The following is a 22,832-nucleotide window of genomic DNA, read 5'->3' as shown; positions in this document are numbered from 1 at the left end:
CGAGTCGAGTTGACAGGTTACAGGCTACGCGGCGAACCTCAGGATCCGGTCAGGGCGCTCCGGATCAGGGCGACCATCCGGTCGGAGCCGTCGCGCACACCCGTGACCGCGGCCTTGCGGGCCATCTCGACAACCGCCGCGCGGTCGGCGAGCAGCGGGAGCAGGTGCCCGTCGACCCAGCCGGGCAGGAAGTCCGCGTCGTCCACCAGGATGCCGCCGCCGGCCTCCACCACGCCCGCCGCGTTGAAGCGCTGCTCGCCGTTGCCGATCGGGAACGGCACATACACGGCGGGGACGCCGAGGGCGGCGAACTCGCAGACCGTCGCGGCGCCCGCGCGGGCGACGGCGAAGTCGGTCAGCGCGAACGCGAGGTCCATCCGGTCGCAGTAGTCGAGCAGCCGGTAGTGCTCGACGCCGGGATCGGTCAGCTCGCCGCGGCCGCCCTGGATGTGGAGCACCTGCCAGCCGGCGGCCGTGAGCTGCACGGCGCGGTCGGCGATGGTGCCGTTGAGCCGCCGCGCGCCGAGCGAGCCTCCCGTGACCAGGAGGGTCGGGCGGTCGGCGGAGAGCCCGAACTCGGCGAGGGCGGCCGGGCGGGCGGCCTGGCGGTCCAGCTCCTCGATCTCGCGGCGCAGCGGCATCCCGACGAACCGGGCGTGCCGCAGCGGGGTTCCCTCGAACGCGACGCCGACCCACGGGGTGGACCGGGCGCCGAGCCGGTTCGCGAGGCCAGGCCGGGCGTTCGCCTCGTGCAGCGCATACGGGACGTGCGCACGGCGGGCGGCCGAGTACGCCGGCGCGGCCGCGTAGCCGCCGAAGCCCACCACGACGTCGATGCCGCGCTCGCGGATCAGGTCGGTGACCGAGCGGACGGCGCGCCGGTACTCCCCGGGGAAGCGCAGGGCGGCGCCGTTCGGGCGGCGCGGGAACGGCAGCTTCGGGATGGTCGCGAGCTCGTAGCCGCGGGCCGGGACGAGCCGCGCCTCCAGCCCCTCCTTCGTGCCGAGGACCACGACCTCCGCGGACGGGTCGTCGCGGCGCAGGCGGTCGGCGACGGCGAGCAGCGGATTGACGTGGCCGGCGGTCCCACCACCGGCCAGGAGGTAGCGGCTCACAGGGCGCTGCCGGTGGCGCGACGGGCGTCGCGGGCGTTCTGGCGGGCGAAGGACATCACGATGCCGATTGCGATCATGGAACTGATCATCGCAGTCCCTCCCGCAGAGATCAGTGGGAGCGGCACGCCGAGCACCGGGATGACGCCGAGCACGACGGCGATGTTCACGAACGCCTGGAAGATCAGCCACACCATGATCGCCGCGGTCGTGACGCGCGGGAAGGTGTCGGTGGACGCGTGGATGATCCGCAGGAACACGATCGCGAGCATCACGAACAGCAGCAGCACCACGATCGCGCCGATCAGGCCGAGCTCCTCGCCGATGATGGCGAAGATGAAATCGGTGTCGGCGGCGGGCAGCCACGACCACTTCGAGTGCGAGTTGCCGAGGCCGACGCCGAACACGCCGCCAGAGGCGAGCGCGTAGAAGCCGTTGTCGATCTGCCAGTTGACGTCGGGGTTCGCGGCGCTCGTGCCGCCGAAGAGCGCGGCGATGCGCCCCATCCGGCTGGCGCTCGACATCGCCACCACGACGGCCACGACGGCGACGCCCACCAGTCCGGTGAACAGATAGCGCAGGCGGACTCCCGCGAAGTAGAGGCCGCCCAGCACGAACGCCGACATGACGATGGTCGTGCCGAGGTCGCCGCCGAGCACGACCACGCCGATGGCGCCGCCCGCGATCGGGAGCACCGGCAGCGCGACGTGCCGCCAGTCGTCGAGGAGGTCCTGCTTGCGGGCCAGGACCACGCCCAGCCAGATGACGAGCGCGATCTTGATCGCCTCCGACGGCTGGCCGACGAACCCGCCGATGCGGATCCAGTTGCGGTTGCCGCCGATCTCCACGCCGAGCGGTGTCACCAGCACCAGGAACTGCACGAAGCAGGCCGCGCCGAGGATGAACCAGATCGAGCGCTTCCAGAAGGTCATCGGGATGCGCGAGACGATGAACATCAGCGGGAGGCCGATGAGGGTGTACATGCCCTGTGACCAGAACCGCGAGAAGAAGTTGTCGGTGTCGTTGTGCGACTCGACCGCGGACGACGAGAGCACCATGACCAGCCCGAACACCACCATGAAGAGCGTGATGCCGAGCAGCAGGAAGTAGTCGGAGGACTCGCTGTTCATCGCACGGCCGAGCGAGATGCGGGTGGAGAAGCCGCGGGAGTCCGCGGACTGTCCCGGCTGCCCGGGCTGCTCCGGCTGATCGCGCGGGTCAGGCCCCCGGCGGACGCGAGGCGGGCTCGTCGTCATCCGCCTCACCTCCAAAGAACTCGTTGACGGCCGCCTGGAAGAGGCGCCCGCGCTCGGCGTAGTCGGCGAACTGGTCCATCGACGCCGCCGCCGGTGCGAGCAGGACGGTGTCCCCCTCGCGGGCGAGACCGCCGGCCAGCCGAACCGCCAGCGGCATGACCCCCTCAGTCTCGTCGGCCTCCACCTCCAGCACCGGCAGCCCGGGGGCGTGTCGCTCGAATGCGGCCAGCAGGGCGGCGCGGTCGACGCCGATCAGCACGGCGCCGCGCAGCCGGGTCGCGTGCGCGGACACGAGCTGGTCGATGTCTACGCCTTTGAGCAGGCCGCCGACCACCCACACGACCGACGGGTACGCGCGCAGCGACGCGTCGGCGGCGTGCGGGTTCGTGGCCTTGGAGTCGTCCACCCAGCTCACGCCGGCCTCCACCCGCACCAGCTCGATGCGGTGGGCGTCGAGGCGGAACGCGGTGAGCACGTCGCGGATGACCTGCGGCTCGACGCCGTAGGAGCGGGCCAGGGCGCTGGCGGCGAGGATGTTGGCGACGACGTGCGGGGCGGCGAGGCCGGCCTCCGCGAGCTCGTCGAGGGTGGTCAGCTCGATCGCGCTGTTGCGGCGGTCCTCCAGGAAGGCGCGGTCGCAGAGGATGCCGTCCACGATGCCGAAGTCGCTGGGGCCGGGGATGTCGAGGCCGAAGCCGATCGCGCGGGCGCCCTCGACCACCTCGGCCTCCTCGACCATGCGAAGCGTGTTCTGGTCGGCACGGTTGTACACGCAGGCGACCTGGGCGTTGTCGTAGACCTTGGCCTTGGCGGCGATGTACGCCTCCATCGAGCCGTGCCAGTCGAGGTGGTCGTCGGCGATGTTCAGGCAGGCGGCCGAGTACGGCGAGAGCACGCCGCCGCGGTTCCGGTTGATCCAGTGGAGCTGATAGCTCGACAGCTCCACGACGAGCACGTCGAAGCCCTGGGGGTCGCGGATGGCGTCGAGCACCGGCACGCCGATGTTGCCGCACGGCGCGACGCGGGAGCCGCCGGCGAGCAGCATGGTCGCGGTCAGCTGGACGGTCGTGGTCTTGCCGTTGGTGCCCGTGACGCAGATCCAGTCGGCGGGCTCGCCCACCTTGTCGCGCAGCCGCCAGGCCAGCTCGATGTCGCCCCACACCGGAAGGCCACGGTGGTCGGCCCAGAGCAGCAGCGGGTGGTCCCAGTGGAAGCCGGGCGAGACGACGACGAGCTCCGGGTCGAACTCCACGAGCCGCGCGGGCGGCGCGCTGAGGTCCGGTTCCTCCAGCAGCTCGGCGCCGATGACCTCCAGCAGCATGGCGCGCTCGGCGTCGGCGCGGGAGGCGACGACCAGCACCTCCGCTCCCAGCTCGGCGAGCGTGTCGGCGACCGAGAAGCCGGTGACGCCGAGGCCGAAGACGGCGACCCGCAGGCCCGACCAGTCGTGGTGCCAGCTGGTGAGCGCCTCCAGGCGCTCCCGCGATCCGGTCACGTCGCGAGCCACTCGAGGTAGAACGACCCGACGCCGGCCGCGACGAGGAGGCCGCCGATGATCCAGAACCGGACCACGACCGTCACCTCCGCCCAGCCTTTCAGCTCGAAGTGATGGTGGATCGGACTCATCAGGAAGATGCGCCTGCCGCGCGTGACCTTGAAGTACGCCCGTTGGACGATCACCGAGCCCGCCTCGATCACGAACAGGCCGCCGATGAGGACGAGCAGCAGCTCGGTGCGGCTGAGGATCGCGAGCGCCGCGACCGCGCCGCCGAGGGCGAGCGAGCCGGTGTCGCCGAGGAAGATCTGCGCGGGCGACGTGTTCCACCAGAGGAACCCGACCACGGCGCCCACGATCGCCGTCGCGACGATCGCCAGGTCGAACGGATCGCGCACGTCGTAGCACTTGGCGAGGTTCTCGGGATTGAGGTTGGGGCTCGCGCACGACTGGATCGACTGCCAGAACCCGATGATGATGTACGCGCCGATGGCGAGGATGCTCGCGCCGGACGCCAGCCCGTCGAGGCCGTCCGTCACGTTCACGCCGTTGGAGGTCGCCGCGACGAGGAAGTTGATCCAGATCAGGTACAGGCCGTAGCCGACCAGCACGCCGATCACGCCGAACTTGGTGATCGCGCCGAAGTCGATGGGGAGGTCACGGATGAACGAGACGCTCATCGTCGCAGGCGTGTAGCCGCGCCCGTCCGGGAACCGGACGGCCAGGAACGCCCAGACCGTGGCCACGATGACCTGCCCGGCGACCTTCGCCCAGCCGGTCAGGCCGAGGCTGCGCTCCCTGCGGGTCTTGAGGAAGTCGTCCACGAACCCGACGACCCCGAGGCCGACCATGAGGAACAGCACGAGGAGAGCGGACACACTCGTCTCGTCGCCCGTCAGCAGCAGCGCCGTGAAGTAGCCGAACAGCGTGCCGAGGATGACGACGATGCCGCCCATCGTGGCCGTACCGCGCTTGGCGTGGTGGCTCTGCGGCCCGTCGTCGCGGATGAACTGGCCCCACTGGAGCCGCCGGAAGAGCCGGATGAAGAGCGGCGTCAGGAACAGCGTGAACGCCATCGACAGCGCGCCGGAGGTCAGAAGGGCTCTCACGAGAAGAATTCTCCCAGTCGGTCGCCGAGGAAGCGCAGCCCCGCCGAGTTGGAGGACTTGACGAGCACCGTGTCCCCGGAGCGCAGCGCCCCGCTGAGGTGGTCGAACGCCGCGTCCTGGGTCTCGAAGTACAGGGACTCCCCGTCCCACGAGCCCTCGTTGATGGCGGTGATGTGCATGCGCCGTGCGGACGGCCCGACGATGACGAGCTGGTCGATGCCCAGCCGGACAGCGAGCAGGCCGATCCGGTCGTGCTCCTCGCCGGAGAACTCGCCCAGCTCGCTCATCTCGCCGAGGACGGCGATGGTGCGCTCCCCCGGCTCGGCGATCTGGGCCAGCGTCTTGATGGCGGCGGACATCGAGTCGGGGCTCGCGTTGTACGCGTCGTTGATGACGGTGACGCCGCGGGCGCCGCCCATGACCTCCATCCGCCAGCGTTCGGCGCGCTGGACGGTCTCCAGGGCGCTCACGATCGTGTCGATGTCCACGCCGAGGGTGTGCGCGGCGGCCGCGGCGGCCAGCGCGTTCATGACGTGGTGCTCGCCGAGCACGCGGAACTGCACGGGACGCGACTCCCCCGCGCCCTCGCCGCCGTCGGCCGGCGGGAGGTGCAGCACGAACGAGGTGCCGCGCGCGGTCGAGCGCACGTCGGTGGCCCGCACCGCCGCGCGGTCGTCCAGGCCGAACCACAGCACGCGGGCGAGGGTCTTGTCGGCCATCGAGGCGACGCGCGGGTCGTCGAGGTTGAGCACGGCGACGTCGGACTCCAGGAGGTCGCTGACCATCTCGGTCTTGGCCGCGAGGGTCTTCTCGATGCCGCCGAACTCGCCGGCGTGCGCGAGGCCCACCTTGAGGACGATGCCGATGTCGGGCCGGGCCATCCGGACCAGCCGTGCGATCTCGCCGATGCCGCTGGCGCCCATCTCTGCGACGAGGTACTGCGTCTCCTCGGTGACCTCCAGCATCGTGACCGGCGCGCCGACCTCGTTGTTGAACGACGCGCGCGGGGCGATGGTCGGGCCGAGCTGCTCCAGGATGGCGCGCAGCAGGTTCTTGGTGGTCGTCTTGCCGTTGGAGCCGGTGACGCCGACGATCTTCAGCGTGCCGAGCGCGCGGACGCGGGCGATGACCTCGGTGGCGAGGTCGCCGAGCGCCACGACGGTGTCGGCCACGAGCAGCTGCGGCACCGGCAGGTCGAGCGCGTGGTCGACGACCAGGAGCGCCGCGCCGGCCTCGGCGGCCTGCGGGGCGAACAGGTGGCCGTCGGTCACCTCGCCGGGCTTGGCGAAGAAGATCGTGCCGGGCACGACCTCCCGCGAGTCGGTGGTGGAGAGCCCGTCCACGACGGTCTCCGGAGTAGCGCCGGTGCCGTCGAGTAGGAGCTCGCCGCGGGTCGCCGCGGCGACCTCGGCCAGGGTGAGGGCGATCATCAGAGCCACCCGGCCTCTCGCAGTGCGAGCCGGGCGTCGTCGCGGGCGGAGTACGGGAGGCGCTTTCCTGCGACCTCCTGGTAGTCCTCGTGCCCCGGGCCCGCGTAGAGCACCACGTCGCCGTCGCCGGCGAGCGAGAGCGCCGTGCGGAAGGCGGCGCGCGGGTCGGCGACCTCGTAGAGCTCGGCGTCCGGCACGGCGGCGCGGGCGCCGTCGAGCAGCGCGGCGCGGATCACGGCCGGGTCCTCCGAGCGCGGGTGGAAGTCGGTGATGACCACCGCGTCGGCGCCCCGCGCGGCGATCGCGCCCATGTCGGCGCGCTTGGTGGTGTCGCGGTCGCCGTCGGCGCCGAAGACCATGACGATCCGGCCGTCGGTGACCCGGCGCAGCGCGCCCAGCAACGACAGGAAGGCGTCGGGCGTGTGCCCGTAGTCGATGAAGACGACGGGGCCGCGGTCGCCGGAGAGCCGCTCGGTGCGGCCGGGGACGTAGGCGTCGATCCCGCCGTCGCGCTCCAGCGCGGCGCCGATGGCGTCGAGGTCGTAGCCGGACTCCACCAGCATGACGATCGCGAGCGCCGCGTTGGCGGCGTTGTACGCGCCGAGCAGCGGCACGCTGGTCTCCAGGCGCCGCCCGTCCGGGCCGGCGAGCTCGAAGACCGTCTCGGCGATGGTCTCCTCGATCACGGTCAGCGTCCAGTCGGCGTCGACGCCCGGCACGCTGGCGAGCGTGGAGACCGGGATGCGGGACTGCTCGACCAGCGAACGGCCCCACTCGGAGTCCACCGTCACGACGCCGCGGCGGGCGCGGTCGGGCTGGAAGAGCTCCAGCTTGGCCGCGAAGTAGTCGTCCATCGCGGCGTAGTCGTCGAGGTGGTCGTGGCTGAGGTTGGTGAAGCCGACGACGTCGAACTCGATGCCGTCGACGCGGTGCCGGCTGAGCGCCTGCGCGGAGACCTCGACCGCGACGGCGCGGACGCCCTCCTCGCGCATCCGGGCGAGCAGCGCGTGCAGCTCGCTGGCCTCCGGGGTGGTCAGCTTGCTGGTGATCGCGTGCTCGCCGATGCGGCGCTCGGCGGTCGAGGACAGGCCGGCGACGACGCCGAGCTGGCCCAGGATGCCGTAGAGCAGGTAGACGACGCTGGTCTTGCCGTTGGTGCCGGTGACGCCGAACAGCGTGGCCGCGTTCTCGTCGGTGCGATAGACCCATCTCGCCACCGCGCCGAGGGCGGCGCGCGGGTCGGGCGTCACGATGACGGGGACGCCCGCGTCGGCCGCGAGCTCAGCGCCCGCGGCGTCGGTCAGGACCGCGACGGCTCCCGCCTCGACGGCGGCCGCGGCGTAGCTCGCGCCGTGCGCGTTCTTGCCCGGCACGCCGACGTACAGGTCGCCCGGCTCGACCGCCGAGCTCGCGAGGGCTGCTCCGGTCACCTCGACGGCGTCGAGGTCTCCCCGGACATCCAGCCCGAACTCCGCGACCAACTGGGCGAGCGGGCGGGCGACGGGATGCTCGGGGCGCAGGGAGGAGGGCGCCGGTCCTGTCACGGGGCTCACTTTCAGTCGGGGGTTCGTGGATCACGAGACGGTCGGGGCGACGGCGTCTCGGTCGGATTCAGTAGTAGGGCGGGTAGTCGGCCGGGCTCGACGTCGAGGGCTTCACCCGGTAGGTCTTCAGCACCTGGCTCATGATCGTGTGGAACAGCGGAGCGGCGGCAGCCGACGAAGTAATGGTAGTCGGGAACCCGAGGTTGACCGAAACGACGTACTGCGGATCGTCCACCGGGGCGACCCCCATCACCGACACGTAGTACGACGGCAGATAGCCGCCCTTGCCGTCCGGCTGCTGGGCCGTACCGGTCTTCGCGGCGACGTTGTAGCCGGGGATCTTCAGCTGCTTCGAGAGCTCGCCCGTGGTCGTCACGGACTCCAGCATCCCGAGCGTCGTGGTGGCCGCGTCGGCCGAGACGACCTTCACCGGGGTCGGTTTCGGGGCATCGGTGACGGTGCCGTCGGCCTGCTTGCAGCCCGCGACCATCGTCAGCGGGATGCGGGTGCCGCCGTTGGCCAGCGCCTGGTAGGCGCTCACCATCTGGAGCTGGGTCGTCGAGACGCCCTGGCCGAACATGGTGGCGTACTTGGTCTGGTCGTCCCAGCCCTTGACCGGGTTCAGGATGCCGGACGACTCGCCCGGGTACGGGAGCCCGGTGTCGTCGCCGATGCCGAACTTCTTGAGGTAGTCGTAGCGGGTCTGGTCGGTGAGCGCGCTGCCGAGCTGGGACATGCCGGTGTTCGACGAGTTCATCAGGACGCCGGTGAGGGTCAGCCGCTCCGGCGCGTGGTACCCCGAGTCGTGCAGGTCGGCGCCGTTGCCCGACTTCCACTCGTACGGTGCCAGGACCTGGCTGGCCGGCGTCGCCTTGCCCTGGTCGATGAGCATCGCGGCGGTGAGGGCCTTGAACGTCGAGCCGGGCTCGCGCGGGTCGGTGAGGGACTGGAGGCGCCAGTACGACGGGTCGGTGGCGTCGATGTTGTTCGGGTCGAGCGCGGGCCACTGGGCGATCGCCTTGATCTTGCCGGTCTTCGCCTCCGCCACGGTCACGAAGCCGAACTTCGATCCGGTCGCGCTCACCTGCTGGGCCAGCGTCTGCTCGGCGAACCACTGCAGGTCGCTGTCGACCGTGAGCTCGAGCGTGCCGCCGTCCTTCGCCTTCTGTTGGACGACCGTGCTGCCGGGGATGGCCACCCCGTCCGCGCCGCGCTGGTAGGTCTGCAGGCCGTTCTTGCCGGCCAGGCAGCCGTTCTCGCTCGCCTCCAGGCCGCCGTTGCCGCCCTGCGAGACGTAGCCGATCAGGTTGCCGGCGACGGCGCCGTTCGGGTAGCTGCGCGCCTGCGCCTTGTCGAAGGTGAGCCAGGGGTACGGCAGCTTGTCGAGCCTGTCGAAGGTGGTCACGTCCATGCCCGACTTGATCAGCACGTACTTGGACTTGGCGTTCGCCTTCAGCGCGTCGTCGAACAGCTTCACCACCGCGTCGCCGCCCTGGCCGGTGATCGCGCCGATCTTGGCGGCGGCCTCCACCATCTTGTCGCGGCCGCCGGCGATCGCGTCGGACGGCGAGGCCGCCGCGGTGTACGTGTAGATCGTCGTCGCCAGGATCTTGCCGCTCGCGTCGACGATGTCGCCGCGGTTGCCGTAGAGGGTTTTGGAGTCCTCCTTGGCGTTCACCGACGCCCTCTGCAGAGCGTCGGCGCGGACCACCTGGATGTCGACCAGCTTGCCGCCGAGGATGGCGACGAAGGCTGCCACAGCCACGATGGTGAGGGCCGTCCGCCTCCGCAGCATCTTCCTGTTGATCACGCCCCGCGTCCGTCCCGTCGCGTCGTCAGTGCGTCACCGGTGTCGGCAACGCTCCCTGCAACGGTACGGACGGCTTCGCCGGAGTCGTGGAGGCCGCACCCGCGCTTGCGGAACTCCCAGCTTGGGCGGCCCCTGCGGCGGCCGCGGGAGCACCGGTCACGGTCAGCCCGGGAGCCGCCGCGAGCGGCACACCGTTGAGCTGCGAGTTCGGGACCAGGTTGCCCTGGCCTCCCGTCACGGTGCCGGCCGCGCCGGTCGCCGCGACGGGCGCGCCGAGGACGGCGCCGTCGGAGAGGCGCAGGTAGGCGGGGTTGCTGTTGCTCACCATGCCGAGTGCGTTGGCGTTGGCGGCGAGGTTCTGCGGCGACGTGAGCCGGTTGAGGTCCTCCGAAGCGGCTTGGTAGCTTCGCTGGAGCTGCGTCTGCTGGGCCTGCAGCGAGCTGAGCTGGTAGGCGCCCTGGGAGACCCCGATGCTGAGCAGGAGCTGCGCGACCACGATCACGAGCAGCGAGGACACGGCGGTGATCGCGTAGACGGTGCGCGGACGCGCGCGGCGCTGGCTGCGGGTCGAGACGACCTCGAGGTGGGAGCGGCGCTCGCGTGCCGGCTGCTCCGGCCGGTCGAGGAGCGGCGCGGGCGCGTCGAGCGCCTGCGCGGTCGCCGCCGCGGACGCCGGGACGTGCCAGGTCATCGTCGGACGCTTGCGGACGCCGGTCGTTCCGGTCCCCCCGGTCCGCTTGAATGCGGTGTTGCTCACGAGTCCCTCCTCACTCGTTCGGCCGCGCGCAGGCGCACCGGGGTGGCCCTCGGGTTCGCGGCCTTCTCTTCGTCGTCCGCCAGCTCCGCGCCCCGGATCAGCAGCTTCAGCTGGGGCCGGTGCTCCGGCAGCTCGACCGGGAGCCCCGCCGGTGCGCTGGAGCGCGACCGCGTCTGCAGTTCGCGCTTGACGATGCGGTCCTCCAGCGACTGGTACGCCTCCACGACGATGCGGCCGCCCACCGCCAGCGCGTCGATGGCGGCCGGGATGGCGCGCTCCAGCACGGCCAGCTCCTGGTTCACCTCGATGCGCAGCGCCTGGAAGACGCGCTTGGCCGGGTGGCCCTGCCGCTGCACCGCGACGGGCGTGGCTTTCTGCAGGATGTCGACGAGCTGGCCGGAGCGGACGATCGGCGCGTTCTGCCGCTCCTCCACGATGCGGCGCGCGTAGCGGGCGGCGAGCTTCTCCTCGCCGTAGTCGCGGAAGATCCGGCGCAGGTCCGCCTCGGAGTAGGTTGCGAGCACGACCTCCGCGGTGAGGTCGCTGGTGCCGTCCATGCGCATGTCGAGCGGCGCGTCCTTGGAGTACGAGAAGCCGCGCTCGACGCGGTCGAGCTGCAGCGAGGAGACGCCGAGGTCGAACAGCACACCGTCGATCTCGTCGAACCCGAGCCCGTCGATGGCGTCGCGGATGCCGTCGTACACGGTGTGTACCAGGTGGACGCGGTCGCCGAACCGGGCGAGCCGCTCGCCGGCGATGGCCAGCGCCTCCTGGTCGCGGTCGAGGCCGACCAGGATGACCTCGGGGAAGCGCTCCAGCACGCCGGCCGAGTGGCCGCCCATGCCGAGCGTCGCGTCCACGAAGACGGCGCCCGGCTTCTGGAGGGCGGGGCCGAGCAGCTCGATGCAGCGCTCGAGCAGGACGGGGGTGTGGATGTCGTCTGTCATGTCCGCACCCGGGAGGATCGGCTCCTGGTTCCTGATCCCCATCCATTCCGACCTGCCACCGGGGAAGTGGTGTCAGGGCGTATGGCTGGGAGTCCGGCGCCAGGCGCTAGAACAGTCCCGGGATCACCTCCTCCTCCGTGTTCGCGAATGCTGCCTCCTGCTCGGCGAGGTACGTCTCCCACGCCTCTGCGTCCCAGATCTCGGCGCGGCTTCCCGCGCCGATCACGACCAGGTCCCTGTCGAGAGCCGCATACGACCGCAGCGCCGTCGGGACGGTGACCCGGTTCTGCTTGTCCGGGACCTCCGAGCTCGCCCCCGAGAGGAAGACGCGCAGGTAGTCGCGGGCCTGCTTGCTGGTCACCGGCGCCTGCCGGATCTTCTCGTGGAGCGCTTCGAACTCGCGCTGCGAGAAGACGTAGACGCAGTGCTCCTGACCGCGGGTCAGGACGAGCCCGGACGCGAGCTCATCCCGGAACTTGGCCGGCAGGATGATGCGCCCCTTCTCATCCAGCTTGGGGGCATAGGTACCGAGGAACATCGGTGCCACCCCCCACTCTCCCGGCCACGGTTGCGGTGTGCCTCCACTTTACTCCACTCTCATCCACAAAATCTGCCCAATCGGGAATTTTGCCCCGTTTAGGGGTGTTCGTGCCGCGAAATCACGCGGGAGAACCCGGTGGAGGGAAATGGAGGGCGAATGCACTCCCAGGGAGTGCCGAGCGCACGAAAAAGGGCCGATCCGAAGATCGGCCCGAAAGGTGGGTGCGTCAGTGGAGTGCGGTGGAGGGGCTACTGCTGCCCGTCCTGGCGCTTGTCCCAGCGGTCGTTCATGCGATCCATGAAGCCGGGCTGGCCACGGGTCGGCTTGCCGGATGAGCCGGCGGCCGCCGCGTCGGGATCGATCGCCACGCGCTTGCCCGGCGCGATGGCCAGGAGCACACCGCCGAACATGACGACGAATCCGAGGATTCCGACGATGGGGAGCTGGACGAAGACGCCGGTCACGAGGACCGCAACGCCGATGACGGCGAGCAGGATTCCGAGGACGATCGACCGGTACGCGGGGCGGGCCCGCTTGCCTCCGACCTTCGCGACGAAATCCGCGTCATTCTGGTAGAGACTGCGTTCCATCTCTTCGAGGAGGCGCTGCTCATGTTCTGAAAGCGGCATCCGGGACCCCCCTCTTTCTAGCGGGTTCTAGGCGTTGTGTGGCCGATTGTAGCCGCACCACTCTGACTAGGCTATACGTGTGTCTGAAAGCATCCGGTTCGTCGACCTCATCCAGTCAAGAATCGATGGATTCTTCGATACGCGTGCATCCATTCTCGTCTCCATAGCCGACGAACTCGCCCCGATCGCGGCTTTTTCGAGGGATTTTCTCAGCGGCGGGAAGCGTTTCCGGGCGCTGTTCTGCTTCTGGGGCTGGCAGGCGGTGCGCACGGCCGCCGACGAACCGGGTGACAGCGCGGCGGTGACCGCGGGCGGGCCGCTCGACGCGGTCGTCTCCGTCGCCTCGGCGCTCGAGCTGTTCCACGCCGCCGCACTCGTGCACGACGACCTCATCGACAACTCCGACACCCGCCGCGGCGCCCCGTCCGCGCACCGCCGCTTCGAGCGGCTGCACGACCAGGAGGGCTGGCAGGGTTCGGGCGCGACGTTCGGCACCGGGGCGGCGACGCTGCTCGGCGACTACCTGCTCATCCTCAGCGACGAGCTCTTCGACGAGGGGATGACCCAGACCGTGAGCGCATCGTCGCGGCGGTCGGCGCGGGCCGAGTTCAACCGGATGCGCCTCGACGTCACCGCCGGCCAGTACCTCGACATCTTCGAAGAGATCGGCTGGGCCGGACGGCCGGACGCCGACCAGCTGGCCAGGGCCGAGCGCGTCATCGTCTACAAGTCGGCCAAGTACTCCATCGAGTCGCCGCTGCTGATCGGCGCCAGCCTCGCCGGCGCGACGGTCGGCCAGCTCGACGCGCTCCGCCGGTTCGGCCTCCCGCTCGGCATCGCCTACCAGCTGCGCGACGACCTGCTCGGCGTCTTCGGCGACGCGGAGGTCACCGGCAAGCCGAGCGGCGACGACCTGCGCGAGGGCAAGCGGACCGTCCTCATCGCGCTCACCCGGCAGGCCGTCCCCGCCGGGGCGCGCGCGACCCTGGACGAGCTGCTCGGCGACCAGGACCTGACGCCGCAGCAGATCCAGACCCTCCAGATGACGATCCGGGACTCCGGCGCCGTCGAGAAGGTGGAGCGCATGATCGCGGACAACGTCGCGAGCGCGATCGAGGCCCTCGACGAGGCGCCGATCGGCCCGGCGGCGCGTGCTCAGCTCCGCGAGCTCGCGGTTACGGTCACCCGCCGGGCGTCCTGACCGGCGGTCGGACCAGCCCAGTCGGATCAGGCCAGCGCCTGCGCGACGCGGCGCACCTCGGCCTTGCGGCCGGCGCGCAGCGCCTCGATGGGTGCCGTGCCGAGGCTCTCCTCGTCGGCGAGCAGCCAGTCGACCGCCTCGTCGTCGTCGAAGCCGTTGTCCGAGAGCACGATGAGCGTGCCGTGCAGCTCGCCCAGCGGCTCGCCGTCGCGCAGGAACGCGGCGGGGACTTTGAGGATGCCGTCGATGCGCTTCGCGGCGAGATGGCGGTCCTCGATGAGGCGGCGTACCCGGCTGACGCCGAGTCCCAGCTGCTCCACGAGGTCGGGGATGGTGAGCCACTCGGTGGCCTGGACCTGCTCGTTCACACAGACAAGCGTGCCATGTCCGGCGGCAGATCACACGATCGGGTGAATGTTACGGTTGTGTTAACTGTTGTCACAGCAGCCACACTGGTTGACTCCTTACTCACTGTGTGTCACCGTGGGCAACGGCTTTGCCACTCATAAGGGGGTCGACCATGTCTCTGAGCGAGAGCACCAACCGGCGGATGCTGGGCACGGTGCCGATCGCGATCGCCGGCTCCATCGCGGTGACGCTGAACCTCCTGGCCCCCGCGCAGGCCGCCACCGGCGAGGTGCGCGACCGGGCCCCGGAGAACCGGGCGCCGGGCACGGACACCATCCGTGCCGCCGCAGCCCAGGAGGGCGTTACGGCCACCCCGGGCCAGATCGAGATCGCGGCCGCCCCCGCCAGCTACCGGGTGCAGACCGGCGACACCGTCTCCGGCATCGCCGCCCGCTTCGGCATGTCCACCGCCGCTGTGCTCGCGCTCAACGGGCTGAGCTGGAAGAGCCTGATCTTCCCCGGCCAGGTGCTCGCGCTCAGCGCCGCGCCGAAGCCCGCGGCCCCCGCTCCGGCCGCGCCCGCTCCGGCGGCCGCCCCCGCGCCGTCCAAGACGGCGTACACCGTCGCCCGCGGCGACACGGTCAGCGGCATCGCCGCCAAGTTCGGCCTCCGCACCTCCGCCGTCCTCGCCGCCAACGGCCTGAGCGGCGCGAGCATCATCTACCCGGGCCAGAAGCTCGCCATTCCGGGCATGACCACGGCGGCAGTGAACACGCCGATCGCTGCGGCCGCCCCGATCCCGGCGCCCGCTCCGGTCGTCACGGCGCCGGCTCCGCCGCCGGCCCCGGTCATCCAGCCGGGTCAGGTGGTCGCGCTCAGCGACGAGATGCGGGTGAACGCGCAGCTGATCATCCGCATCGGCCACCAGGAGGGCGTCCCCGCCCAGGGCATCGTCATCGCCCTCGCGGCGGCGGCCCAGGAGTCCGGGCTGAAGAACGTGCGCTACGGCGACCGCGACTCCCTCGGCCTGTTCCAGCAGCGGCCGAGCACCGGCTGGGGAACGCCCGCCCAGGTGCTCGACCCGACCCGCGCGACCCTGGCCTTCTACGGCGGGGCGCACAACCCCAACAAGGGCCACACGCGCGGCCTCCTCGACCTCCCCGGGTGGACGTCGATGACCGTCACGCAGGCCGCCCAGGCGGTGCAGATCTCGGCCTTCCCGACCGCATACGCCAAGTGGGAGGCGTCGGCGCGGGCGTGGCTGGCGCAGCTCGGCTGACGCGCGCGGCGCGCCGAAGGTCACAGCCGGGTCACAGCCCCGGCGCACACCGGTGTTTTGCAGGTTTCGCGAGCGCCCCGTTCCCTAGACTCGATCCGTGACCACGAGCCAGACAGACCCGATGATCGGCCGTCTTGTCGACGGCCGCTATCAGGTGCGCTCGCGGATCGCCCGAGGCGGCATGGCAACGGTGTATCTGGCCACCGATCTGCGCCTGGAGCGACGGGTCGCGATCAAGGTCATGCACGGCCATCTCGCCGACGACAACACCTTCAAGAGCCGCTTCGTGCAGGAGGCCCGCTCCGCCGCCCGGCTCGCCCACCCGAACGTGGTCAACGTCTTCGACCAGGGCCAGGACTCCGACATGGCGTACCTGGTCATGGAGTACCTGCCCGGCATCACGCTGCGCGACCTGCTCAAGGACTACGGCAAACTGACGCCCGAGCAGACCATCGACATCATGGAGGCCGTGCTCAGCGGCCTCGCCGCCGCCCACAAGGCCGGCATCGTGCACCGCGACCTCAAGCCCGAGAACGTCCTTCTCGCCGACGACGGCCGCATCAAGATCGGCGACTTCGGCCTCGCGCGCGCCGCGAGCGCCAACACCGCGACGGGGCAGGCCCTCCTCGGCACGATCGCCTACCTCTCCCCCGAGCTCGTCACCCGCGGCGTCGCCGACGCGCGCAGCGACATCTACGCCCTCGGCATCATGATGTACGAGATGCTCACCGGCACGCAGCCGTTCCACGGCGAGCAGCCGATGCAGATCGCCTACCAGCACGCGAACGACCCCGTCCCTGCGCCGAGCAGCGCCAACCCGGCCGTCCCGCCGGAGCTCGACGAGCTCGTCCTGTGGGCGACCGAGAAGGACCCGGACCGCCGGCCCTCCGATGCCCGCGAAATGCTCGACCGGCTCAGGGAGGCCGAGAAGTCGATCCGCGGCGACGCGGTGATGCAGCCCACGATGGTGCTGTCCCCCGCGTTCGACATCGCCGACGGCGACACCCAGATCATCAACCCCGCCATCCGGCAGCAGGTCGCCTCCAGCACGCCGACTGCGACGGACACGCTCACCCAGGCCGCCCGGCTCCGCCGCGGCAAGGGCTGGTGGCTGTTCGCGCTCGTGCTGGTGCTGGCGGCGGTCGCCGGCGGGACGGGCTGGTACTTCGGCTCCGGGCCCGGCGCGTTCGTGACGGTGCCCAACGTCGTCTCGCAGGCGCCGGCCGCGGCGTCCACGACATTGGTGAACCTGGGCTTCAAGACCGCCCAGGCGCAGGAGTACAGCGTCACGATCCCGGCAGGGCAGGTGTCCAGCACCGACCCGAAGGCCGGCGCCTCGGCGAACCGCGGCAGCACCATCACGGTCCGGGTCTCGCAGGGCCCCAAGCCGGTCACCATCCCCGCACTCGCGGGCGCGGGCCTCGACGCGGCGAAGTCCGCGATCACGGGGACCGGGGCGAAGGTCGGCGACGTCGCGCAGCAGTTCGACGCGAAAGTCCCTGCGAATACGGTCATCTCCGCGACCCGCGCCTCCGACGGCAGCGACATCTCCGGGGGCGGCGGCTACTTCCAGGCGGCGGCGGTGAACCTCGTCGTGTCGGTCGGGCCGATCCCGGACGTCGCAGGCAAGTCGGTCTCGTCCGCGACGTCCGCGCTCGAGAAGGTCGGCCTGCACGCCACGGCGGGGCCGCAGAGCTACAGCGACACGATCGACAAGAACGACGTGATCTCCGCCCAGCCGCAGGGCCAGCCGGTGCGCCCGGGCGACACGCTCGCCCTCGAGACGTCCCGCGGGCCCGCCCCGGTGCCGGTGCCCGATGTGGTCGGCCAGACCTGGGACAAGGCGAAGGCGGCCCTGCAGGCAGCCGGCTTCCAGCTCACGTACCCACCCATTGGCGATTTGCCAGGGTCTGGGCCACTCCTCGTGGTCTCCAAGGTGTCGCCCGCCCCAGGCACGGAAGCGCCCAAGGGATCCACCGTCACCGTCAACTTCTCCGGCTTCTGACCCGCGCCCCTCGCAGACTCCCGCACACACGCTCGAGGGGCACGTTGTTGTCACTTTCCGGGCGGAAAAGTGACAACGACGTGCCCCTCGGCGGTCGCTGTGGGGCGGGTCAGCCTTGGCTGAGCTCCTCGGCTACGAGGAAGGCGAGCTCCAGGGACTGCATGTGGTTCAGGCGCGGGTCGCACAGCGACTCGTACCGGGTCGCGAGGGTCTCCTCGTCGATGTGCTCCGAGCCGCCCAGGCACTCCGTCACGTCGTCGCCGGTGAGCTCGACGTGGATGCCGCCCGGGTGCGTACCGGCGGCGCGGTGCGCCTCGAAGAAGCCCTGCACCTCGTCCACGACGTCGTCGAAGCGGCGCGTCTTGTAGCCGTTCGGCGTGGTCAGGCCGTTGCCGTGCATCGGGTCGGTGACCCACAGCGGGTTCGCGTCGGAGCGCTTGACGGCCTCCAGCAGCGGCGGCAGCGCGTCGCGGATCTTGCCGGCGCCCATCCGGGTGATGAACGTCAGCCGGCCCGGCTCGCGGTTCGGATCGAGCTTGTCGATGAGCTCCAGCATCGTCTCCGGCGTGGTCGCCGGGCCGAGCTTGACGCCGATCGGGTTACGGACGCGGGACAGGAAGTCGACGTGCGCGCCATCCAGGTCGCGGGTGCGCTCGCCGATCCAGACGAAGTGCGCCGAGGTGTTGTACGGCGTGCCGGTGCGCGAGTCGATGCGGGTCATCGGGCGCTCGTAGTCCATCAGCAGCCCTTCGTGGCTGCTGTAGAACTCGACGCGGGTGAGCTCGTCGAAGTCGGCGCCCGCGGCCTCCATGAACTTGATGGCGCGGTCGATCTCGCGGGCGAGGCCCTCGTAGCGCTGGTTGGCCGGATTCGCCGCGAAGCCCCGGTTCCAGCTATGCACTTCGCGCAGGTCGGCGAAGCCACCCTGGGTGAACGCGCGGATCAGGTTCAGCGTGGAGGCCGCCGTGTGGTAGCCCTGGATCAGCCGGCGCGGGTCGGCCGCGCGCGACTCCGGCGTGAAGTCGTAGCCGTTGACGATGTCGCCACGGTAGGCCGGCAGCGTCACATCGCCGCGGGTCTCGGTGTCGCTGGAGCGCGGCTTGGCGAACTGCCCGGCCATCCGGCCCATCTTGATGACGGGCACCGACGCGCCGTAAGTCAGGACGACGGCCATCTGCAGCACCGTCTTGACGCGGTTGCGGATCTGGTCGGCGGTCGCACCCGCGAAGGTCTCGGCGCAGTCGCCGCCCTGAAGCAGGAACGCCTTGCCCTCGGCCGCACGCGCGAGCCGGGTGCGGAGCTGGTCCACCTCGCCGGCGAACACCAGCGGGGGCAGGGTAGCGATCTCCGCCGACGCCGCTGCTGCGGCCTCCGCGTCCGGCCACTGCGGCTGCTGCTTGATCGGGAGCGTGCGCCAATAGTCCAGGCCCTCGATCACGGAGTCGTCAGCTTTCACGACGGGATCTGTGGTCTGCAGCACTGTTCTGGGTCCGCTCGGTCGGGAGGATTGGGATAACCGAGCCTATCGCGCCGGACGTGCCTCCGGCGTCGTGGGGGCGGATTGTGACGGGACCGCCACCGGCGGCGGGGAGGCCGAGTCGGCGAGCGCCGCGCGCTTCTCCTTCACCGTGCTGGCGTAGACGTCGACGTACTCCTGCTGGCCCAGAGCGTGCAGCGCGTACATGATCTCGTCGGTGACCGAGCGGAGGATGAAGCGGTCGCCCTCCATGCCCTCGAACCGGGAGAAGTCGATCGGGTCGCCGATGACGATGCCGATCCGCCCGATCCGCGGGATGCGGCGGCCGATCGGCATGATCTCGGCGGTGTCGATCATCGCGACCGGGACGACCGGGACGCCGGCCTCCAGGATCATCCGCGCGACGCCCGTGCGCCCGCGGTACAGCTTGCCGTCGGGGCTGCGGGTGCCCTCCGGATAGATGCCGAGGATCTCGCCGCGCGCGAGGACCGCGAGGCCGGTGTTGAGCGAGGCCTCGGAGGCCTTGCCTCCCGAGCGGTCGATGGGGAGCTGGCCAGTGGCGTTCATGAACGCCTTGGTCGCCCAGCCCTTCAGGCCGCGCCGGGTGAAGTAATCGCTCTTGGCGAGGAAGGAGACGTGCCGGTCGACGACGATCGGCAGGAAGATCGAGTCGATGAACGAGAGGTGGTTGCTGGCGAGGATGACCGCGCCGTCCGCGGGGACGTTCTCGAGGCCGACGACCCACGGGCGGAAGACGCCGCGGAGCAACGGCCCCGCGATCAGGTTCTTCATCAGCCAGTAGAACATCGATCGAAAGCCTAGTGCCCTGCTCTGCTCTGCGGGAGGACCGGCTCAGAGCGCCGCGTGCAGGCGGGCGAGGTCGGCCGCGCCGACCACGCCGGCGTCGTTGACCAGCTCCGCGATCTTGAACTCCGGCTCCGGGTGGTAGCCGCGCGCCGGGAGGTTCTCCAGGTAGGCCTGGCGGATCGGCTCCAGCAGCAACTCCCCCGCCTGGGCGACGCCGCCGCCGAAGACGAAGAGCTGCGGGTCGAGGACGGCGCCGAGGCTCGCGCAGGCCTGGCCGAGCCAGTCGCCGAGCTGGCGCAGGGCGGCGAGCGCGCCGGGGTCCCCCGCCATGATGAGGCCGGAGATGTCCGTGCCGGTCAGCTCGCCGGTGCGGGTGCGCACGTCGGCGAGCGACTGGCCGATGCCGCCGGCGTCGGCGAGCTCGTTGGCCATCCGCTGCAGCGCCCGGCCGGAGCCGTACTGCTCGATGCAGCCGTGCGCGCCGCAGCCGCAGGGCAGGCCGCCGGGGACGACGCGCATGTGGCCGATCTCCGCTCCCGCGCCGAAGCCGCCGCGGAACAGCCGGTCGTTGCTGACGATCGCGCCGCCCACGCCGGTGCCGATGGTGAGGATGACCATGTCGCTGACCAGCCGGCCGGCCCCGTAGCGGAACTCCGCCCAGCCCGCCGCGTTGGCGTCGTTCTCGATGAGCACCGGGAGGTCGATGCGCTTCTCGAGCTTCTCCCGGAACGGCTCGTGCCGCCAGTTGATGTTCGGGGCGTAATACACGGTGGACTGCGCCGCGTCGATGAAGCCGGCGGCGGCGACGCCCGCGCCTGCGATCTCCTCCGGCCCGTCCGACAGCCGCTCGATCATCGCGACGACGGCGTTCTCGATCTCCTCCGGACGCGTCGCGTCGGTCGGCACGCGGTCCTCGCGGACGATCGCGCCGAGCTCGTCGACGACCGCTCCGGCGATCTTGGTCCCGCCGATGTCGATTCCGATGGCATGCACAGGCGGGCCCCTTCCGGATGGGCGTGGGTCGGGCGAAGTGGAAGTGCGCGGACCGGGCCGTCTCGGAAGACTCCCTGCCGCACCATCTAGAGTGTAATCAACCACTGCGAGCCGGAGCGATTCGGCCCGGACCCCCGCCCGCCCGGTATCGAGGGAGCTACCGTGAACCAGTTCGAAACCCCCGCCGTCGTCCCCGCCGACCCGGAGGCCAACGCGACGGACCTGCTCGTGCAGCGGGTCGCCGCCACTCCGGACGCCGCGCTGTTCAGCCTCCCGGACGGCGAAGGCTGGAAGGACGTGACCGCCGCGGAGTTCCACCGCCAGGTCGTCGCGCTCGCCAAGGGCCTGGTCGCCGCCGGCATCCAGCCGGGCGACATGATCGGCCTGATGTGCAAGACCCGCTACGAGTGGAGCCTGATCGACTTCGCGGCCTGGTTCGCCGGCGCCGTGCTCGTCCCGATCTACGAGACCTCCTCGCCCGCGCAGGTGCAGTGGAACATGGCGGACTCCGGCGCGAAGGCCGTCATCCTGGAGACCGCGGAGATGTTCTCCCGGTTCGACGAGGTGCACGCCGACCTGCCGCTCATCGAGAAGGTCTGGCAGCTCCACCTGGGCGACCTCGACAAGCTGGCCGCCGCCGGCGTCGACGTGCCGGACGCCGAGATCGAGCGCCGCAGGAACCTGGCACGCGGCGAGGACATCGGCACCCTGATCTACACCTCCGGCTCCACCGGCCGCCCCAAGGGCTGCGTGCTCACGCACGCGAACTTCGTGGAGTTGTCGCGCAACGCCACCGAAGCGCTCGGCGAAGTCCTGGAGGGCGCCTCCACCCTGCTCTTCATCACGACGGCCCACGTATTCGCCCGGTTCATCGCCGTGCTGTGCGTCACCGCGGGCGTGAAGGTGGGCCACCAGGCCGACACCAAGCAGCTGCTGCCCGCGCTGGCGAGCTTCAAGCCGACGTTCCTGCTCGCGGTGCCCCGCGTGTTCGAGAAGGTCTACAACTCGGCAGAGCAGAAGGCGGAGGCCGGCGGCCGCGGCAAGATCTTCCGCGCCGCCGCCGAGGTCGCCGTCGAGCACTCCAAGGCCGTCGAGGCCGGCTCGGTGCCGTTCGGACTCAAGCTCAAGTTCGCCCTCTACGACCGGCTGGTGTTCTCCAAGCTGCGCGCCGCGATGGGCGGCCGTGTGAAGTACGCCGTCTCGGGCTCCGCGCCGCTCGGCTCGCACCTCGGCCACTTCTTCCACAGCCTCGGCATCAAGATCCTGGAGGGCTACGGCCTCACCGAGACCACGGCGCCCGCGACCGTGAACCGGCCCGACATGTTCAAGATCGGCACCGTCGGCCCCGCCCTCCCCGGCGTGGACCTGCGGCTGGCGGCGGACGGCGAGATCCAGGTCAGGGGCATCAACGTCTTCAAGGAGTACTGGAAGAACCCGGAGGCGACGGCCGCGGCCTTCGACGACGGCTGGTTCCGCACCGGCGACCTCGGCTCCTTCGACGCGGACGGCTACCTGACCATCACCGGCCGCAAGAAGGAGATCATCGTCACCGCCGGCGGCAAGAACGTCTCCCCCGCGGCGCTCGAGGACCCGATCCGCGCCAACCCGCTGGTCGGCCAGGTGATCGTCGTCGGCGACCAGAAGCCGTTCATCGCAGCCCTGGTGACGCTCGACACCGAGATGCTGCCGACCTGGCTGGCGAACAACGGCGAGGACAAGGACATGACCCTCGCCGAGGCGTCCGTGAATCCGGCGGTGAACGCCGAGATCCAGCGCGCGATCGACGCGGCCAACCAGGGCGTCTCCCGCGCGGAGAGCATCCGCAAATTCGTCATCCTCGCCACGGAGCTGACGGAGGCCAGCGGCCACCTCACGCCGAAGATGAGCATCAAACGCAACGTGATCCTCGCCGACTTCGCCGACGTCATCGACGGCGTCTACAGCGGCAACCCCAGCACGCAGGGCATCTCGCTCGCGCACTAGCGCTGCGATTCGTGGGGGGATGGGCCAAGGGCGGCGGGCCACGGGGCGCCTGCGGCACCAGAGTTGAGCAGATGCGCGGAAGACAGTGGGCGGACCAAGACAACAGATG

The 22,832-nt window shown here is 70.8% G+C and carries 19 protein-coding genes; 4 read left to right on the top strand and 15 right to left on the bottom strand.

Translation table 11 applies throughout. The features are described 5' to 3' along the window. Window positions 1-38: 38 nt before the first annotated feature. The 11 genes from ACFRFH_RS17755 to ACFRFH_RS17705 form a co-directional block, all read right to left on the bottom strand. Window positions 39-1,115 (bottom strand): glycosyltransferase, encoded by a 1,077-nt coding sequence (locus tag ACFRFH_RS17755; protein WP_382464318.1) that lies wholly within the window; start codon window positions 1,113-1,115, stop codon window positions 39-41. Further along, window positions 1,112-2,368: a putative lipid II flippase FtsW gene (gene ftsW, locus ACFRFH_RS17750; protein WP_382464317.1), complete on the bottom strand. Its 1,257-nt coding sequence runs from the start codon at window positions 2,366-2,368 to the stop codon at window positions 1,112-1,114. Before ftsW ends, ACFRFH_RS17755 begins: the two co-directional genes overlap by 4 nt. Continuing rightward, entirely contained in the window at window positions 2,331-3,863 is a 1,533-nt protein-coding gene (gene murD, locus ACFRFH_RS17745) for a UDP-N-acetylmuramoyl-L-alanine--D-glutamate ligase (RefSeq protein WP_382464316.1), read from the bottom strand. The genes ftsW and murD overlap by 38 nt, the downstream gene beginning before the upstream one ends. Beyond that, complete coding sequence (gene mraY, locus ACFRFH_RS17740; protein WP_382464315.1) at window positions 3,860-4,972, bottom strand: phospho-N-acetylmuramoyl-pentapeptide-transferase; 1,113 nt, start codon at window positions 4,970-4,972, stop codon at window positions 3,860-3,862. Before mraY ends, murD begins: the two co-directional genes overlap by 4 nt. Next, the gene (gene murF, locus ACFRFH_RS17735) at window positions 4,969-6,402 is read right to left on the bottom strand and encodes a UDP-N-acetylmuramoyl-tripeptide--D-alanyl-D-alanine ligase (RefSeq protein WP_382464314.1); all 1,434 of its coding nucleotides are present in this window, start codon (window positions 6,400-6,402) and stop codon (window positions 4,969-4,971) included. Before murF ends, mraY begins: the two co-directional genes overlap by 4 nt. Further along, a complete protein-coding gene (locus tag ACFRFH_RS17730) occupies window positions 6,402-7,946 on the bottom strand; it encodes a Mur ligase family protein (protein WP_382464313.1) in 1,545 nt (514 codons plus the stop codon). The genes murF and ACFRFH_RS17730 overlap by 1 nt, the downstream gene beginning before the upstream one ends. Window positions 7,947-8,013: 67 nt before the next feature. Next, window positions 8,014-9,756, bottom strand: coding sequence for a peptidoglycan D,D-transpeptidase FtsI family protein (locus tag ACFRFH_RS17725; protein WP_382464312.1), 1,743 nt, complete (start codon window positions 9,754-9,756; stop codon window positions 8,014-8,016). A gap of 25 nt (window positions 9,757-9,781) precedes the next feature. Continuing rightward, the gene (locus ACFRFH_RS17720) at window positions 9,782-10,513 is read right to left on the bottom strand and encodes a hypothetical protein (RefSeq protein WP_382464311.1); all 732 of its coding nucleotides are present in this window, start codon (window positions 10,511-10,513) and stop codon (window positions 9,782-9,784) included. Continuing rightward, entirely contained in the window at window positions 10,510-11,460 is a 951-nt protein-coding gene (gene rsmH / locus ACFRFH_RS17715; protein ID WP_382464310.1) for a 16S rRNA (cytosine(1402)-N(4))-methyltransferase RsmH, read from the bottom strand. Before rsmH ends, ACFRFH_RS17720 begins: the two co-directional genes overlap by 4 nt. A gap of 106 nt (window positions 11,461-11,566) precedes the next feature. Then, window positions 11,567-11,998: a division/cell wall cluster transcriptional repressor MraZ gene (gene mraZ, locus ACFRFH_RS17710; protein WP_382464407.1), complete on the bottom strand. Its 432-nt coding sequence runs from the start codon at window positions 11,996-11,998 to the stop codon at window positions 11,567-11,569. 251 nt (window positions 11,999-12,249) lie between these two features. Further along, complete coding sequence (locus tag ACFRFH_RS17705; RefSeq protein WP_382464309.1) at window positions 12,250-12,630, bottom strand: DUF3040 domain-containing protein; 381 nt, start codon at window positions 12,628-12,630, stop codon at window positions 12,250-12,252. Between the two features lie 79 nt (window positions 12,631-12,709). On the opposite strand from ACFRFH_RS17705, the gene ACFRFH_RS17700 reads away from it, so the two are divergent. Continuing rightward, window positions 12,710-13,831, top strand: a complete 1,122-nt coding sequence (locus ACFRFH_RS17700) for a polyprenyl synthetase family protein (protein WP_382464308.1) — start codon at window positions 12,710-12,712, stop codon at window positions 13,829-13,831. A gap of 26 nt (window positions 13,832-13,857) precedes the next feature. Here ACFRFH_RS17700 and ACFRFH_RS17695 read toward each other — a convergent pair whose 3' ends face one another. Further along, a complete protein-coding gene (locus tag ACFRFH_RS17695; RefSeq protein ID WP_382464307.1) occupies window positions 13,858-14,199 on the bottom strand; it encodes an Rv2175c family DNA-binding protein in 342 nt (113 codons plus the stop codon). Between the two features lie 152 nt (window positions 14,200-14,351). On the opposite strand from ACFRFH_RS17695, the gene ACFRFH_RS17690 reads away from it, so the two are divergent. Together ACFRFH_RS17690 and pknB are read left to right on the top strand one after the other, a co-directional pair. Then, window positions 14,352-15,458: a LysM peptidoglycan-binding domain-containing protein gene (locus ACFRFH_RS17690; protein WP_382464306.1), complete on the top strand. Its 1,107-nt coding sequence runs from the start codon at window positions 14,352-14,354 to the stop codon at window positions 15,456-15,458. A 97-nt stretch (window positions 15,459-15,555) separates the two neighbouring features. Continuing rightward, complete coding sequence (gene pknB / locus ACFRFH_RS17685) at window positions 15,556-17,463, top strand: Stk1 family PASTA domain-containing Ser/Thr kinase (protein WP_382464305.1); 1,908 nt, start codon at window positions 15,556-15,558, stop codon at window positions 17,461-17,463. Between the two features lie 109 nt (window positions 17,464-17,572). Here the strand turns inward: pknB and ACFRFH_RS17680 are convergent, their stop codons facing one another. The 3 genes from ACFRFH_RS17680 to ACFRFH_RS17670 form a co-directional block, all read right to left on the bottom strand. Next, window positions 17,573-18,901 (bottom strand): class II 3-deoxy-7-phosphoheptulonate synthase, encoded by a 1,329-nt coding sequence (locus ACFRFH_RS17680; protein WP_382460020.1) that lies wholly within the window; start codon window positions 18,899-18,901, stop codon window positions 17,573-17,575. 84 nt (window positions 18,902-18,985) lie between these two features. Then, window positions 18,986-19,747: a lysophospholipid acyltransferase family protein gene (locus ACFRFH_RS17675; protein WP_382464304.1), complete on the bottom strand. Its 762-nt coding sequence runs from the start codon at window positions 19,745-19,747 to the stop codon at window positions 18,986-18,988. A gap of 45 nt (window positions 19,748-19,792) precedes the next feature. Next, window positions 19,793-20,740: an ROK family glucokinase gene (locus ACFRFH_RS17670; RefSeq protein ID WP_382464303.1), complete on the bottom strand. Its 948-nt coding sequence runs from the start codon at window positions 20,738-20,740 to the stop codon at window positions 19,793-19,795. A gap of 162 nt (window positions 20,741-20,902) precedes the next feature. Here ACFRFH_RS17670 and ACFRFH_RS17665 point away from each other — a divergent pair, with 162 nt between their 5' ends. Beyond that, a complete protein-coding gene (locus tag ACFRFH_RS17665) occupies window positions 20,903-22,723 on the top strand; it encodes an AMP-dependent synthetase/ligase (RefSeq protein WP_382464302.1) in 1,821 nt (606 codons plus the stop codon). Window positions 22,724-22,832: the final 109 nt, after the last annotated feature.

The sequence above is a fragment of the Leifsonia sp. NPDC056824 genome, from assembly GCF_042789575.1.
Classification (GTDB): domain Bacteria; phylum Actinomycetota; class Actinomycetes; order Actinomycetales; family Microbacteriaceae; genus Leifsonia.
The sequence above is the reverse complement of the archived record's forward strand: the minus strand, read 5'-3'. Positions and strand labels throughout refer to the sequence as shown.